The sequence below is a fragment of the Paenibacillus sp. FSL L8-0641 genome (assembly GCF_038006265.1).
Classification (GTDB): Bacteria; Bacillota; Bacilli; order Paenibacillales; family Paenibacillaceae; genus Paenibacillus; species Paenibacillus polymyxa_D.
This window is the reverse complement of record NZ_JBBOUW010000001.1, coordinates 4,779,594-4,795,000: the sequence shown is the minus strand read 5'-3', so window position 1 is coordinate 4,795,000 and position 15,407 is coordinate 4,779,594. Positions and strand designations below refer to the sequence as shown.

At 46.5% G+C, this 15,407-nt stretch carries 7 protein-coding genes, 11 tRNA genes and 2 rRNA genes (1 of these 20 only partly in view); all 20 read left to right on the top strand.

What is annotated here, in order from left to right:
• Nucleotides 1-2,441 (top strand): 23S ribosomal RNA (locus MKY16_RS21655) (it extends 486 nt beyond the left edge of the window).
• Nucleotides 2,442-2,595: 154 nt separating this feature from the next.
• A 5S ribosomal RNA gene (gene rrf / locus MKY16_RS21650) occupies nt 2,596-2,712 on the top strand.
• Nucleotides 2,713-2,731: 19 nt separating this feature from the next.
• Nucleotides 2,732-2,807: transfer RNA gene (locus MKY16_RS21645), tRNA-Asn, on the top strand.
• 3 nt (nt 2,808-2,810) lie between these two features.
• Nucleotides 2,811-2,883: transfer RNA gene (locus MKY16_RS21640), tRNA-Thr, on the top strand.
• Nucleotides 2,884-2,894: 11 nt separating this feature from the next.
• Nucleotides 2,895-2,966 (top strand) — tRNA-Glu (locus MKY16_RS21635).
• An 11-nt stretch (nt 2,967-2,977) separates the two neighbouring features.
• Nucleotides 2,978-3,053 (top strand) — tRNA-Val (locus tag MKY16_RS21630).
• 54 nt (nt 3,054-3,107) lie between these two features.
• Nucleotides 3,108-3,182: transfer RNA gene (locus tag MKY16_RS21625), tRNA-Gln, on the top strand.
• A 4-nt stretch (nt 3,183-3,186) separates the two neighbouring features.
• A tRNA-Lys gene (locus tag MKY16_RS21620) sits at nt 3,187-3,262 on the top strand.
• 11 nt (nt 3,263-3,273) lie between these two features.
• Nucleotides 3,274-3,354, top strand: a tRNA-Leu gene (locus tag MKY16_RS21615).
• 10 nt (nt 3,355-3,364) lie between these two features.
• Nucleotides 3,365-3,439: transfer RNA gene (locus tag MKY16_RS21610), tRNA-Gly, on the top strand.
• A gap of 5 nt (nt 3,440-3,444) precedes the next feature.
• Nucleotides 3,445-3,521 (top strand) — tRNA-Arg (locus tag MKY16_RS21605).
• Between the two features lie 20 nt (nt 3,522-3,541).
• Nucleotides 3,542-3,615, top strand: a tRNA-Pro gene (locus tag MKY16_RS21600).
• A gap of 9 nt (nt 3,616-3,624) precedes the next feature.
• Nucleotides 3,625-3,695: transfer RNA gene (locus tag MKY16_RS21595), tRNA-Gly, on the top strand.
• Nucleotides 3,696-4,434: 739 nt separating this feature from the next.
• A complete protein-coding gene (gene ppc, locus MKY16_RS21590) occupies nt 4,435-7,227 on the top strand; it encodes a phosphoenolpyruvate carboxylase (protein WP_029516811.1) in 2,793 nt (930 codons plus the stop codon).
• Between the two features lie 191 nt (nt 7,228-7,418).
• On the top strand, nt 7,419-7,985 hold the full coding sequence (gene sigW, locus MKY16_RS21585; protein ID WP_016818747.1) for an RNA polymerase sigma factor SigW: 567 nt from the start codon (nt 7,419-7,421) through the stop codon (nt 7,983-7,985).
• A gap of 150 nt (nt 7,986-8,135) precedes the next feature.
• Nucleotides 8,136-8,759, top strand: coding sequence for an anti-sigma factor (locus tag MKY16_RS21580; RefSeq protein WP_069011562.1), 624 nt, complete (start codon nt 8,136-8,138; stop codon nt 8,757-8,759).
• Between the two features lie 221 nt (nt 8,760-8,980).
• On the top strand, nt 8,981-9,814 hold the full coding sequence (gene cdaA, locus MKY16_RS21575) for a diadenylate cyclase CdaA (protein ID WP_013312127.1): 834 nt from the start codon (nt 8,981-8,983) through the stop codon (nt 9,812-9,814).
• Nucleotides 9,811-11,280, top strand: a complete 1,470-nt coding sequence (locus MKY16_RS21570; protein WP_340956980.1) for a CdaR family protein — start codon at nt 9,811-9,813, stop codon at nt 11,278-11,280. The genes cdaA and MKY16_RS21570 overlap by 4 nt, the downstream gene beginning before the upstream one ends.
• Nucleotides 11,281-11,340: 60 nt before the next feature.
• Nucleotides 11,341-12,681: a phosphoglucosamine mutase gene (glmM, locus tag MKY16_RS21565; protein ID WP_340956979.1), complete on the top strand. Its 1,341-nt coding sequence runs from the start codon at nt 11,341-11,343 to the stop codon at nt 12,679-12,681.
• A gap of 632 nt (nt 12,682-13,313) precedes the next feature.
• The gene (gene glmS / locus MKY16_RS21560) at nt 13,314-15,146 is read left to right on the top strand and encodes a glutamine--fructose-6-phosphate transaminase (isomerizing) (RefSeq protein ID WP_029516807.1); all 1,833 of its coding nucleotides are present in this window, start codon (nt 13,314-13,316) and stop codon (nt 15,144-15,146) included.
• The last annotated feature ends 261 nt before the right edge of the window (nt 15,147-15,407 follow it).

Here is a 15,407-nt window from a genome sequence, read left to right as displayed (position 1 = left end):
GGCGACCGATAGTGAAGCAGTACCGTGAGGGAAAGGTGAAAAGCACCCCGGAAGGGGAGTGAAATAGATCCTGAAACCGTGTGCTTACAAGAAGTCAGAGCCCGATCTAGGGGTGATGGCGTGCCTTTTGTAGAATGAACCGGCGAGTTACGTTCCCGTGCAAGGTTAAGGTGAAGAGCTGAAGCCGCAGCGAAAGCGAGTCTGAATAGGGCGATTTGAGTACGTGGACGTAGACCCGAAACCGGGTGATCTACCCCTGTCCAGGGTGAAGGTGCGGTAACACGCACTGGAGGCCCGAACCCACGCATGTTGAAAAATGCGGGGATGAGGTGGGGGTAGCGGAGAAATTCCAATCGAACCCGGAGATAGCTGGTTCTCCCCGAAATAGCTTTAGGGCTAGCCTCGGAAAAAAGAATCGTGGAGGTAGAGCACTGATTGGGTGCGGGGCCCGCAAGGGTTACCAAGCTCAGTCAAACTCCGAATGCCATAGATTTAGTTCCGGGAGTCAGACAGTGAGTGCTAAGATCCATTGTCGAAAGGGAAACAGCCCAGACCATCAGCTAAGGTCCCCAAGTGTGTGTTAAGTGGGAAAGGATGTGGAGTTGCACAGACAACCAGGATGTTGGCTTAGAAGCAGCCACCATTGAAAGAGTGCGTAATAGCTCACTGGTCGAGTGACTCTGCGCCGAAAATGTAACGGGGCTAAACACACCACCGAAGCTATGGCTTGATGCTTGCATCAGGGGTAGGGGAGCGTTGAATGCGGGTTGAAGGTGTACCGTAAGGAGCGCTGGACTGCATTCAAGTGAGAATGCCGGTATGAGTAACGAAAAGATCTGTGAGAATCAGATCCGCCGAAAGCCTAAGGGTTCCTGAGGAAGGTTCGTCCGCTCAGGGTAAGTCGGGACCTAAGGCGAGGCCGATAGGCGTAGTCGAAGGACAACAGGTCGAAATTCCTGTACCACCGTAATCCGCTATGAGCGATGGGGTGACGCAGTAGGGTAGTGACGCGGACGGATGGATGTCCGTCTAAGCAGTGAGGCTGGTGTGTAGGTAAATCCGCACATCGTTAAGGCTGGGCTGTGATGGGGAGCGAAAATTGTAGTAGCGAAGGTCATGATCTCAGACTGCCAAGAAAAGCCTCTAGCCAGGAGAAGGTGCCCGTACCGCAAACCGACACAGGTAGGCGAGAAGAGAATTCTAAGGCGCGCGGAAGAACTCTCGTTAAGGAACTCGGCAAAATGACCCCGTAACTTCGGGAGAAGGGGTGCCTCGGTAGGGTGAATAGCCCGAGGGGGCCGCAGTGAAAAGGCCCAAGCGACTGTTTAGCAAAAACACAGGTCTGTGCGAAGCCGCAAGGCGAAGTATACGGGCTGACGCCTGCCCGGTGCTGGAAGGTTAAGGGGAGTGGTAAGCCTTCGGGCGAAGCTATGAACCGAAGCCCCAGTAAACGGCGGCCGTAACTATAACGGTCCTAAGGTAGCGAAATTCCTTGTCAGGTAAATTCTGACCCGCACGAATGGCGTAACGACTTGGGCGCTGTCTCAACGAGAGATCCGGTGAAATTTTAATACCTGTGAAGATGCAGGTTACCCGCGACAAGACGGAAAGACCCCATGGAGCTTTACTGCAGCTTGATATTGAATTTGGGTACGATCTGTACAGGATAGGTGGGAGCCGTCGAACTTTGAGCGCCAGCTTGAAGGGAGGCATCCTTGGGATACCACCCTGATCGTATCTAGGTTCTAACTTGGTACCGTAAACCGGTGCGAGGACAGTGTCAGGTGGGCAGTTTGACTGGGGCGGTCGCCTCCTAAAGAGTAACGGAGGCGCCCCAAGGTTCCCTCAGAATGGTTGGAAATCATTCGAAGAGTGCAAAGGCAGAAGGGAGCTTGACTGCGAGACCTACAAGTCGAGCAGGGACGAAAGTCGGGCTTAGTGATCCGGTGGTACCGCATGGAAGGGCCATCGCTCAACGGATAAAAGCTACCCTGGGGATAACAGGCTTATCTCCCCCAAGAGTCCACATCGACGGGGAGGTTTGGCACCTCGATGTCGGCTCATCGCATCCTGGGGCTGAAGTAGGTCCCAAGGGTTGGGCTGTTCGCCCATTAAAGCGGTACGCGAGCTGGGTTCAGAACGTCGTGAGACAGTTCGGTCCCTATCTGTCGTGGGCGTAGGAAATTTGAGAGGAGCTGTCCTTAGTACGAGAGGACCGGGATGGACGTACCGCTGGTGTACCAGTTGTTCCGCCAGGAGCACCGCTGGGTAGCTATGTACGGAAGGGATAAGCGCTGAAAGCATCTAAGCGTGAAGCCCCCCTCAAGATGAGATTTCCCAGTATGTAAGACCCCTTGAAGACGACGAGGTAGATAGGTTGGGGGTGGAAGTGCAGTAATGCATGGAGCTGACCAATACTAATCGGTCGAGGGCTTATCCTAAAGATAAAACGCAAATGAGTTTCGGATCCAGTTTTCAGGGTGTAACACCTTGGAAGTATGTACAAGTGACATACGACAAGCGCATGGCTATTCATTCACACGATAAGTAATGAAGCGAATAACCTTACGGAAGAATTTGCATAGCAAATTCATGTTTGGTGGCGATAGCGGAGGGGTTCCACACGTACCCATCCCGAACACGACCGTTAAGCCCTCCAGCGCCGATGGTACTTGGACCGCAGGGTCCTGGGAGAGTAGGACGTCGCCAAGCAGAGCTTTATGCTTAATATTCCCTGATAGCTCAGTTGGTAGAGCACTCGACTGTTAATCGAGTTGTCACAGGTTCGAGTCCTGTTCGGGGAGCCATTTGCTCTCATAGCTCAGCAGGTAGAGTGCATCCATGGTAAGGATGAGGTCACCGGTTCGAACCCGGTTGAGAGCTTGTTATAGGATGGCCCGTTGGTCAAGGGGTTAAGACACCTCCCTTTCACGGAGGTAACAGGGGTTCGAATCCCCTACGGGTCATAGGGTAGTATGGAGGCTTAGCTCAGCTGGGAGAGCATCTGCCTTACAAGCAGAGGGTCGGGGGTTCGATCCCCTCAGCCTCCACCATTTTCATCCTCTTACCTGGATGAATTCTTGGGGAATTGTGAATCATATGCATATTGGGGATTAGCCAAGCGGTAAGGCAACGGACTTTGACTCCGTCATGCATAGGTTCAAATCCTATATCCCCAGCCATTAAGAGCCATTAGCTCAGTTGGTAGAGCACCTGACTTTTAATCAGGGTGTCGAAGGTTCGAGTCCTTCATGGCTCACCATTGTATTACATGCGCGTGTGGCGGAATTGGCAGACGCACTAGACTTAGGATCTAGCGTCTTTGACGTGGGGGTTCAAGTCCCTCCACGCGCATATTGTTTTTGCGGACGTGGCTCAGCGGTAGAGCATCGCCTTGCCAAGGCGAGGGTCGCGGGTTCGATTCCCGTCGTCCGCTCCATATTTGCGCCCTTAGCTCAGCTGGATAGAGCGTTTGACTACGAATCAAAAGGCCGGGAGTTCGAATCTCTCAGGGCGCGCCATATTTAAAAAAGTATAATATCGGGATGTAGCTCAGCTTGGTAGAGCACCTGGTTTGGGACCAGGGGGTCGCATGTTCAAATCGTGTCATCCCGATACTAATTTGCGGGTGTAGTTCAATGGTAGAACTTCAGCCTTCCAAGCTGATAGCGTGGGTTCGATTCCCATCACCCGCTTACCGATTACCTAGAAGCCGAAAGGCTTCTTTTTATTTTGTCCACATTACATTTACTTCTATGTATATAGGCCAATGCAAATATGTCTCCTGTCATGCACAGTTGGGGATGACTTGTGTATATTGTACATAGGCTCTTGTTACTTTTGACACCTAGATCTCGAATTTCCTCCTCTAACGTACCCCTTTCTCCTGCAGTAAGGCTAATTTCGTGATCAAATCCTTTAAATATAGGAATCCTATAGCTATTATGGTGCGAATTTATGGTGATAACTCAACAGTTGCTCTTGGGTTGTGCACATTTCCCTTTATTTATGTGGGTAAAAATCGGAGTGTTAATGAGGAAATACCTTAGAAACACTGAGAAAATGGCTAATTTGTGTATATCTTTGTGGATAGAAGGCTAATGGAGTTGACTTTGTCAACAAATAATAAACATATACACACTACGTTGCATGAATTTGTACCTTTAAAAACACACTCTTTATAAGAGACTGTGCATAATGTTTCACGTATCACTAGTGTATACATTAATTTCTATTTATTAACTTCACATTTATTCATAAGAATCCAATATTTTCTCGAAAGAAGTAATTCAAAAAGATGATTTTTTACTGTAAATTTTGCAGCTTTTCATGCGGTTTTATTGTATGATGTTAAGAAAGTGTCAAATTTCGTGTGTATACGTACCTTTTCTACAACTGTATATGGTGTGGAACAGATCAGATGGGGGGAAAAGCATGACTGAGCTTACGTTAACCGCTAACAAAAACCAATCCAACAATCTGCTGCGGCGGGACGTTCGTTTTCTAGGGAATATTCTTGGTGAGGTATTGGTTCATCAGGGTGGCAACGAACTTTTGGATATCGTGGAGAAAATACGTGAGACAAGTAAATCGTTACGTGCCGGGTATCAGCCGGAGTTGTATGAGAATTTCAAACAAATGGTCAGCGGACTGGATACGGATATTCGTCACCAGGTTATTCGCGCGTTTGCGATTTATTTTCAGTTGGTGAATATCGCTGAGCAAAACCATCGTATTCGTCGTAAGCGGGATTATGAGCATTCGGCTGGTGAAGATGTTCAACCTGGTTCCATTGAAAGTTCCGTTCAGGAGCTTAAACAAGGGGGCTTCTCCGCTGAGGACGTTAGTAACTTGCTGAATGAGCTCTCTTTGGAGCTGGTCATGACCGCACATCCTACAGAAGCGACACGACGAGTAATACTTGATATCCATAAGCGCATTTCCGAGGACGTCATGCTGCTGGATAATCCGATGCTTACCTTGCGTGAGCGGGAACAGGTACGGGAGAATCTGCTAAACGAAGTAATTACGCTGTGGCAGACAGATGAGCTGCGTGATCGCAAGCCAACTGTATTAGATGAAGTAAGAAATGGAATGTATTATTTTCACGAGACCTTGTTTCATGTACTGCCAGATGTATATCAAGAATTGGAACGATGTTTAGACAAATATTATCCCGAACAAAAATGGCACATACCCACTTATCTGAGATTTGGTTCCTGGATCGGTGGAGACCGGGACGGCAATCCGTCTGTGACATCTCATGTGACTTGGGAAACGTTACGTATGCAGCGCAAGTTGGCTTTGAGAGAATATCAGCACACGTTAAAGGAACTCATGGGTTACTTGAGTTTCAGCACCAGCATTGTGCGAGTTTCCGATGCTCTGCTGGCTTCTATTGAAGAAGACCGTACTCACATTACACTTAAAAAGATGGAAGTATGGCATAACGAAAAAGAGCCTTACCGCATTAAACTGGCATATATGATTGCTAAAGTGAACAACATCCTGGATGAAAGCAAACAGGGTACCAATGAGCGTTACAATTCTGCGGAAGAGCTCATTGCAGACCTAAATGTTATTGACCACAGTCTGCGTCATCATTTTGCCGATTATGTGGCAAACACGTATATTCAAAAGATGATTCGCCAGGTAGAGTTGTTTGGATTCCATACAGCTACGCTGGATGTCCGTCAGCATAGTCAGGAACATGAAAATGCGATGACTGAAATTCTTTCTAAAATGAATATTGTGTCGGATTACAGTAAGCTGTCAGAAGAAGAAAAAATTAATCTGCTGGAAAAGCTGCTGAATGAACCTCGTCCGATTACTTCACCTTATTTAAAATATAGCGATAGCACACAGGAATGTCTTGATGTATATCGTACGATTTATTTGGCTCAGGAGGAATTCGGCAAGCAGTCCATTACAAGCTACTTGATCAGTATGACTCAGGGAGCTAGTGACTTACTGGAGGTTATGGTCTTATCCAAAGAGGTAGGCCTGTTCCGCATCGAGAAGGATGGCACTGTTATCTGTACGCTGCAATCTGTCCCTTTGTTCGAAACGATAGATGATCTGCACGCTGCACCTGATATTATGAGAAGATTGATGAACTTGCCTGTATATCGACAATCTGTGGCTGCGATGGACCAGCTTCAGGAGATTATGCTGGGATACTCGGACAGCAATAAAGATGGCGGTGTGGTTACAGCGAACTGGGAACTTCGGGTCGCTATGAACAGCATTACGGAAGTAGTTAATGAGTTTGGCGTAAAAGTGAAGTTTTTCCACGGTCGTGGAGGTGCGCTGGGTCGTGGAGGAATGCCACTTAATCGCAGTATTTTGGCTCAACCTCCTCATACGATTGGAGGCGGAATCAAGATTACGGAGCAAGGTGAAGTACTATCATCCCGATACTCGCTCAGAGGTATCGCGTACCGGAGCTTGGAGCAGGCAACATCGGCGCTGATTACGGCTGTAGCATATCATCGTTCCGGGAAGAAGGAAGTGTTTGAGGAGAGCTGGGAGGAGATTATCGCCCGCATTTCCCAAGTATCACTGGATAAGTATCAGGATTTGATTTTCCGAGATCCAGATTTCTTCAACTTCTTCAAAGAATCTACACCGTTGCCTGAGGTGGGCGAGCTCAACATTGGATCTCGTCCGTCCAAGCGTAAGAACAGCGAACGTTTTGAGGACTTGCGCGCCATTCCATGGGTTTTTGCATGGACACAAAGCCGTTACTTGTTACCTGCATGGTATGCGGCTGGAACAGGTTTGCAAAGCTTCTATCAAAACAATGAGGATAACCTTAAAGTGCTGCAAACGATGTTTAGGGACTCTGCTTTCTTCCGGTCACTTATTGATACACTGCAAATGGCAATCGCTAAAGCGGATTTACTGATTGCAGAAGAGTACGCTGGGATGTCGGATAATGAAGAGGCCCGGCAGCGTATTTTCGGGCAGATTTCAGCGGAGTTTAAGCTGACATCTGAGTTGATTTTGAAAATAACCGGACAATCCGAGATTTTGGACGACGTGCCGGTTATTCAGGAATCTATCCGCTTGCGTAATCCTTATGTCGATCCGTTAAGTTACTTGCAGGTTCAATTGCTAAGTGAGCTACGGGAGTTGCGGGATCAGAACGGTGATGATACGGAGATGCTACGTGAGGTATTGTTGACGATTAACGGAATTGCCGCAGGCTTGAGAAATACGGGCTGATATAGTGCGGTTGTACGAATACAGGCAATCGGGTACTCATGGGGTACCCGATTGTGCTGTTTGTATATTGAAGGCAGGCGTGCTTGCAGTTAGTAACAATACTACAGTTGATTTCCGGATAAAATTAAACTACGATGAATAATCATAAACATATAATAAGTAACCCATCAGCAAGTCTGGGGGAGTATAGAGTGGATAATATGGAAAGCCGCTTGGTAAGGCTGGTACAGAAAGGCGATCAGCGAGCTTTTGCGGAGTTAGTCGAGTTATATAAAGATCGGATTTTTCATCTTTCCTACCGGATGCTAGGTAATCGCCATGAGGCGGAGGATCTGGTGCAGGAAACTTTTTTGCGTGTGTATCGTAATTTGGAAAAATACGATCATGGACAGAAATTCTCAACTTGGATTTATCGAATTGCTACAAATCTGTGCATTGATCGTCTGCGAAGGAGAAAACCTACATACTCACTTGATGCTGAAATGAATGATCAGGAAGGTGTCGATGGGTACGCCATGCTCGCCAGTGAAGAGCTTACCCCTGAGGGGAGCACGCTTCTGTCTGAAACACAGGCCTTGATTCATGACGCCATCGACAGCCTTCCGGATAAATACAGAACGATTATGGTTTTACGGTACTTGCAGGAGCTTTCCTTACAGGAAATCAGCGATGTGCTCAATCTCCCAGTCACCACTATTAAGACAAGAGTACACAGGGGACGGGATTTTCTGCGCAAAAAACTGGAGCACAAGCTATAGATCATGCGCATAGATTCTAGGAAAAGAGTCTGCGTAGATGTTTTTATGAAACATAATGCTCGTTGTAACGTATGTAAGATGAGCAAAGTTTCTAAGCCGGAGCATGTTATGTTGAGAAACACGGAAGAATATTAGAAAGGATTGGCTCATATGGATTGCAAACAAGCCGTCTCTTTTATGCATGACTATCTAGATGGCGACCTGTCTGAGCAGGACAAACATGAGTTGGAACAGCACTTGTTAGACTGCCCGGAATGCCGCATGCGTTTTAAAGAGCTGGAGCGGACGGATGCGATGCTTTACGGTACACGCTATCATCAAGTGCCGTGTGTATCGGATGAGCTGACATTTCGCATTATGAATGCTTTGCCGCCGCATAAAAGACAGACTGCGGTGCCTATGCTGACCTGGGTGAAAAGGCATCCCGCTGTAACAGCCGCCGCCTTCTTCCTTATTGTTATATGCTCAAGCATGGCCAGCTTTTCTGGCACGGACCATCAATTGGTAGTCAAAGGAAGTCATCTGGATCAAGTTGTTATTCAGGGCGATACTGTGATTGTGCCTGAGGGGAAATCCATTGCCGGAGATTTAACAGTGCAAAATGGTGAAGCCCGTGTATACGGTGAAGTGGAAGGAAATGTCACTGTAATTGATGGTTCTTATTATCAAGCGTCCACCGCCCATATTGCAGGACAGGTTAAAAGTATTGATCAAACCTTGGATTGGATTTGGTACAAGGTTACTGATTTATTCGGGGGACCTTCTTCTCCATAAAAGAAGCTTGAAATGGCAAGGACGATATCGAGCGCCTCTTTCCGCTGGAAAAGGCGTTTTTTTGTATATGAAGCTGGCGATTTGTACTGTATTTTACTGATTTTGGCGGTTCTTTTGTCACACAGCTTGCAACGTGAGCCTGATCGTTATAACCTAGATAGAGAGAGCACACTGTGTACATATTACACCCACTCACTACAGAAAATTGCGGGGGCATGCGCATGTTGGATTATTTTGCGGACCTGACTTGGAAAGAGTCCATTAAAGATATTATCGACATTTTGATCGTAACCTATATTATGTATCAGCTTATTTTACTTGTTCGCGGAACGCGTGCAGTTCAATTGTTGAAAGGGATTCTGTTTCTGGTTGTCATTTGGGCGGTTAGCACCTGGTTTGATTTGTATACGCTCAAGTGGTTGATGAATCAGATGTTTACCTTTGGTGTGGTGGCTATCTTTATTATTTTTCAGCCTGAGTTGCGTCGTGCACTGGAGCAATTGGGGCGTGGCAAATTATTTGGGCGTTCGTCTGCGGATGATGAAGAGATTAACAAGTTAATCGGAGAAATGATTAAGGCGCTGAATTATTTATCACGTAGGAAAATAGGAGCTTTGGTCGTATTTGAGCGCGAGACAGGGCTAAACGAATATACGGAGTCTGGTATCAAGACACAGGCCGTAGTCAGTTCTGAACTGCTAATTAACATCTTCATTCCTAATACACCTCTGCATGATGGTGCGGTGATTATTCAAAATAAACAGATTGCTTCTGCGGCCTGTTATTTGCCATTATCGGAAAATCCGTTCATTAGCAAGGAGCTGGGAACCCGTCACCGGGCTGCGATTGGGGTGAGTGAGGTAACGGATGCCGTAACTGTCGTGGTATCGGAGGAAACAGGACAAATTTCTTTGGCCATTAATGGACAGGTCGTGCGCGACATTAAGGAAGAATCCCTAATCTCCAAGCTGTATGAGGAGTTGCGGCCAACACCGTCTTTGAAGGAAAAACGCGGCTCATTCTGGAATCGGAGGGGAGGCCGTGGAAATTCATGATGGACAAATGGATTAACAATAATACGATTTCCAAGATATTGGCGCTTGCGGTTGCTGTCCTGCTGTGGGGAATGGTCCATCTAGATACAGGTACACCTTCATCTACGTTGACCGTTTCTTATAATAATAAAGTGATTGATAATGTAGCCATTCAGGCCAGTGGTCTGGATGATTCAAAATATGTATTGTCAACCATGGATACTGATCATGTTAAGATGGAGGTCAGAGGACAGCGCTCTGTGCTGACTTCTTTTTTCGCGGATAATTATCAGGCAAAGCTCAACTTAAACGGCTTAGGAGCAGGTACTAAAACATTGTCACTTGAACCGGACTTGCCGGATGGAGTGGAGTTGGTATCTATGACTCCTAACCGTGTTACAGTGACGATTGAGGAAAAACAAACGAAATCATTTAATGTATCTATAGTTCCTAAAGGAAATCCAGATGGGGGACTGCAGCTTGGTAAGCCTGTAATTGCTCCTCAAACCGTGAAGGTTACCTTGCCCAAAAGCCAGTTGAGTACCGTCACTGCCGTTCAGGGGGCTGTTAATACGGATGGCATCTCAGAAAAGTTTGAACAGAAGCGTGTAAAACTGAAGGCTTATAATAAAAAGGGACAGGAACTTACGGGAGCGGTTATTGAGCCGTCTACTGTGTCCGTTGAAATTCCGGTAACTCAGCAGGCGAAGTCTGTGCCTGTTAAGATTGTCTATTCCGGAGAGTTGCCAGACGGACTGGTGCTTTCTAAAGTGAATGCAAACGTGAAGGAAGCGGCGGTATATGCATCGCAGGATGTATTGAGCAGCCTTAGCTCTTACGTCACGGCTACATTGGATTTAAGCCAATTTACGGAAGCGGGGACTCGTACAGTTCAAGCTAATTTGGCAGCCCCCTCAGGTTCTGATAAAATCGAGCCAGGGTCCATACAAATTCAGGTGACTGTTGTTCCTTCCAATGAAGTCACAGATACGGAACGGACGCTGTCAGGCATCCCAATCGTTTTACAAGGTGCAGGAGATGGAGCGACTGCGACTGTTACAGCGCCCGCAGGCAAGACGATGGATGTTACTGTGAAGGGCCCGCAGGATCTGGTAAACAATTTAACCAATGATGATATTAGTTTGGTGGCAGATGTAAGTGGCCTCGCGGCTGGTCAACACGAGGTAACTCTGAAAGTAGGCTTGCCTAAATATATTACGCAAGCCGGAAATGCTGGCCAACTAAAGGCAACGATCAACATTGAGAGCCCTTCTACGCCTGCTGTAACGAATCCGAATAGTGAGAATGAATCAAACCCCTCTGGTAGTGGCGAAAAGGGGCAGGAGAGGCCACAGGAGGGGCAAGGCAATCAAAGTGGAAACTCTGACGCTAAGACCGGGGACAACGCAGCTGCGGAGGATAAAACAAATCCTCATAACGGCGCAGATTCTACTGCGAATGGAACCTCGGAGAACAGTCAGCCATAACATGCTTTATCTGTAGTAAATAATCAAGATTTATTAGACAAAAAAAGGGAGTCATTTTACATGGGGAAATATTTTGGTACAGATGGTGTACGAGGCGTTGCTAATCAGGAACTTACAGCCGAACTGGCATATAGCATTGGCCGCTGCGGCGGATATGTTTTAGCAGGTAATGTAGAGAAACCGACAGTTGTTATTGGTATGGATACACGGATATCCGGACTGATGCTGGAATCGGCTCTTGTAGCTGGTTTGCTGTCCATTGGGGCTAATGTGGTTCGTCTAGGTGTTGTTTCGACACCTGGGGTGGCATATCTCACACGTCAATTGAAAGCTGACGCTGGTGTAATGATCTCAGCATCACACAATCCAGTTGAAGACAACGGCATTAAGTTTTTTGGCGGTGACGGTTTTAAATTGACAGACGAAACGGAATTGAAAATTGAAGAGCTCATGGATGCAAAAGAAGACCAACTGCCTCGTCCGATTGGCGGCGGATTGGGAACGGTTGTTGTAGACGAGCATTCTCGTTACGATTATCTGGAGTTCTTGAAAACAACAATTAGCCATTCTTTTGAAGGGTTAAAAATTGTACTGGATTGTGCAAACGGAGCAGCTTATGAGCTGGCGCCGAAGCTTTTTGCAGAACTGGGAGCTGAGGTACACACTATCGGTGCCGAGCCGAACGGTTTGAACATCAATGATCATTGCGGCTCGACTCATCCTGAAAAGCTGAAAGAGGAAGTGCGTCGCTTGAAAGCGGATATTGGTCTGGCCTTTGACGGCGATGCCGACCGTCTGATCGCAATTGATGAGAACGGGGAAGAGGTAGACGGCGACTATATTCTCTGCATTTGCGGAGATGCAATGAACCGCGCTGGAAAACTCAAGGACAGTACTATTGTATCGACAGTGATGAGTAATATCGGTTTTTATAAAGCTACTGAAAAGCTGGCACTCAAGACTGCAAAAACTGCGGTCGGGGACCGTTATGTGATGGAAGAAATGCGTCGGGGTGGATTTAACCTAGGCGGTGAGCAGTCTGGTCATGTTATTTTTCTGGATCACAATACGACAGGCGATGGCATGCTGACTGGGATTCAACTGGTAGATACCTTGAAAGCTTCCGGCAAGAAAATGAGTGAGCTAAAGTCGCTCATGAAACAGTATCCGCAAGTGCTCGTAAATGTGCGTGTGCAGGACAAACGCAATTACGAGGGGAATCCTGCTATTGCAGAAGCAATTGAGCAGGTGGAACAACAATTGGGCGATAATGGGCGTGTACTGGTTCGTGCTTCAGGCACAGAATCGCTCATTCGTGTGATGGCCGAAGGCCCGGATAAAGATGAGCTGGAGCAATTTGTCGGTCAGATCGTAGATGTCGTGAAGAAAGAATTAGTTTAAAATTTTGTAAACGTCGGTTGCCTGTGAAAAAGAAGCAGGCAACGGCGTTTGCGGTTATTTACTAACGATTTATTGCCTTCATGGTGTAATTATGAATAAAGTGTCATTGCCAAATGATACTTAGCTGAATATAATATAGGGATGCTGTGACTCAGATAGAGAAAGCGAGGGTTGTAAGGTAACGTAATACAAGCGCCAGAGCTTGATTTTGTGCGGGGGAACTTGGTGGAGAAGCAACGGATTCAGTTGAAATAAAGTTGCTTGCAGATCTGTTCACGACAAAACAAGCTGACGAGGTGAAGGTGTTCGAAACATTCGGCGGGGACCTTCCGGTGAAGCATCAAGCCGTAAACCGGCAGCGGAAAATGAACAGGCAACTGTTTACACAACGCACCGGTAGATGCCTTTATTATTTTATAACCTAAATTATAAGATTCATTTCATGAATGTGCGGCCATCATCATTGGCGTGCGCGGTTTGGGAATTTCGTTACATTCGTGAAGAGATGCCTGTAAATTCTATAGTTATCATTGACAACTTCATAGATGAATGAACTTTATTCCACAATCTACCGCACACGTTAGTCCTGTGATGAGTCGTCTTGTGAAATGATGATCGGGAGGATAACGAATATGTGTGGCATTGTAGGATATATTGGTAATCAGAATACGCAAGAGGTATTGATTGACGGATTGAAGAAGCTGGAGTATCGCGGTTATGACTCTGCGGGTATTGCCGTGTTTACAGATTCAGGATTGCAAGTAGCCAAGGCTAAAGGTCGTCTGGCGAATCTGGAAGCTAAACTGGATGGTACGCCGTTGGTAGGCCATGCAGGTATCGGGCATACACGTTGGGCAACGCACGGTAAGCCTTCTGATGAAAACTCCCATCCACATTTGGATGAGAGTCAAAAGTTCTCTGTAGTTCACAACGGAATTATTGAGAATTATCTGGAGCTGAAGGAGCAGCTGATCAGCGAAGGTCATACCTTTATTTCCGAAACGGACACCGAAGTTATTTCCCATCTGGTTGCGCGTGAATATAAAGGGGATATCGTTAAAGCAGTACAAAAAGCAATTACCTTTATGCGCGGTGCTTTTGCACTGGGTGTGCTGACAGAGCATGAGCCTAATAAGCTGGTTGCTGTTCGTCAAGCTAGCCCGCTGGTTATTGGTGTGGGAGAAGGCGAGAACTTTATCGGTTCCGACATTCCGGCTATTCTGAAATATACACGCAATGTATTTATTTTGAACGATGGCGAAATGGCTGTTTTGACCAGTGATGCTGTCGAATTAATGACAATCGAAGGCCAATTTATTTCTCGGGAAATGATTCATGTCGAATGGGATGCTGTAACAGCGGAAAAAGGCGGCTATGAGCATTTCATGCTGAAAGAAATTCACGAGCAGCCTAAGGCTTATCGTGACACAATGTTGGGCCGTATCGATAAAGATACTAAAAAAGTTGTTCTTCCTGAACTGAAGCTGACAGAAGAACAAATTAAAAATATCCGCAACATTCAAATTGTTGCGTGTGGTACAGCTTACAATGCAGGTTTGATTGGCCGTACGGTTATTGAAAGTCTGGCTCGTATACCGGTAGAGAATGATGTGGCTTCCGAATATCGTTATCGTTCACCTATCGTAACACCAGAGACATTGGTGATCGTGGTGAGCCAATCCGGTGAAACTGCTGACACGTTGGCAGCACTGCGTGAAGCACAAGCAAACGGCGCTCATGTACTGGCGATTACAAACGTAGTCGGTAGCTCCATCGCTCGTGATGCAGATGATGTGTTGGTTACACTGGCAGGACCGGAAATTGCCGTAGCCTCGACTAAAGCCTATTCTTCGCAGTTGATTGCGTTCTATCTGTTTGGTTTGTATCTCGCTCAAGTGCGTGGCACACAAACGGATGAGCAAGTAGCCCATGTGCTGGCTGCTATGGAATCTCTGCCAGAGCAAGTGGAAGAGATGCTGGGTAAAGCAGATGCGATCAAATCCTATGCTGAGCAAATTGCAAGCCACAAGCACCTGTTCTTTATTGGTCGCGGTCAGGACTATGCTGTAGTACAGGAAGGCTCCCTGAAGCTCAAGGAAATCTCCTACATTCATTCCGAGGCATATGCTGCGGGTGAGCTGAAGCACGGTACACTGGCATTGATCGAAGAGGGAATTCCAGTTATCGCTTTGGTAACACAGGAATCCGTGTTGGAGAAAACCGTGAGCAACATTAAGGAAGTCAAGGCTCGTGGTGCAGATGTTCTTGCGATTACGTACGAAGAGCACGCAGTTGAGTTGTTGAAGTCCGTGGATCAGGTATTTGCCATTCCGAAGACACTTCCAATTCTGTCTGCTGCAATTTCGGTTGTATCTCTCCAACTGTTGGCTTACTACGCTTCTCTTGCGCTGGGTCATGATGTTGATAAACCACGTAACCTGGCGAAAAGCGTTACCGTAGAATAAGCTTTAGTAAAATTCTAAATTAATTGTCTGGTGATAAAAGAGTGTGGAACCAGTAAAAGATGTATGGAACCAATAAAAAAACTGTGGAACCAGTAAAAAAAGTCTGGAACTAGTCATTTTACAAACATCAAGAAAGATCCCGATGATATATCGGGATCTTTTTAGCTTAGGAGGGCAATTATGTCTACAATAGGCCAACGAATTCGAACTATTAGAAAAACAACAACTTAAATTAAATAAAGTTTGCAAATATAATTGGCA

Coding starts and splice junctions, on each gene's coding strand:
- ppc (WP_029516811.1), top strand. CDS start 4,435: ATGACTGAGCTTACGTTAACCGCTAACAAAAACCAATCCAACAATCTG.
- MKY16_RS21580 (WP_069011562.1), top strand. CDS start 8,136: ATGGATTGCAAACAAGCCGTCTCTTTTATGCATGACTATCTAGATGGC.
- cdaA (WP_013312127.1), top strand. CDS start 8,981: ATGTTGGATTATTTTGCGGACCTGACTTGGAAAGAGTCCATTAAAGAT.
- MKY16_RS21570 (WP_340956980.1), top strand. CDS start 9,811: ATGATGGACAAATGGATTAACAATAATACGATTTCCAAGATATTGGCG.
- glmM (WP_340956979.1), top strand. CDS start 11,341: ATGGGGAAATATTTTGGTACAGATGGTGTACGAGGCGTTGCTAATCAG.
- glmS (WP_029516807.1), top strand. CDS start 13,314: ATGTGTGGCATTGTAGGATATATTGGTAATCAGAATACGCAAGAGGTA.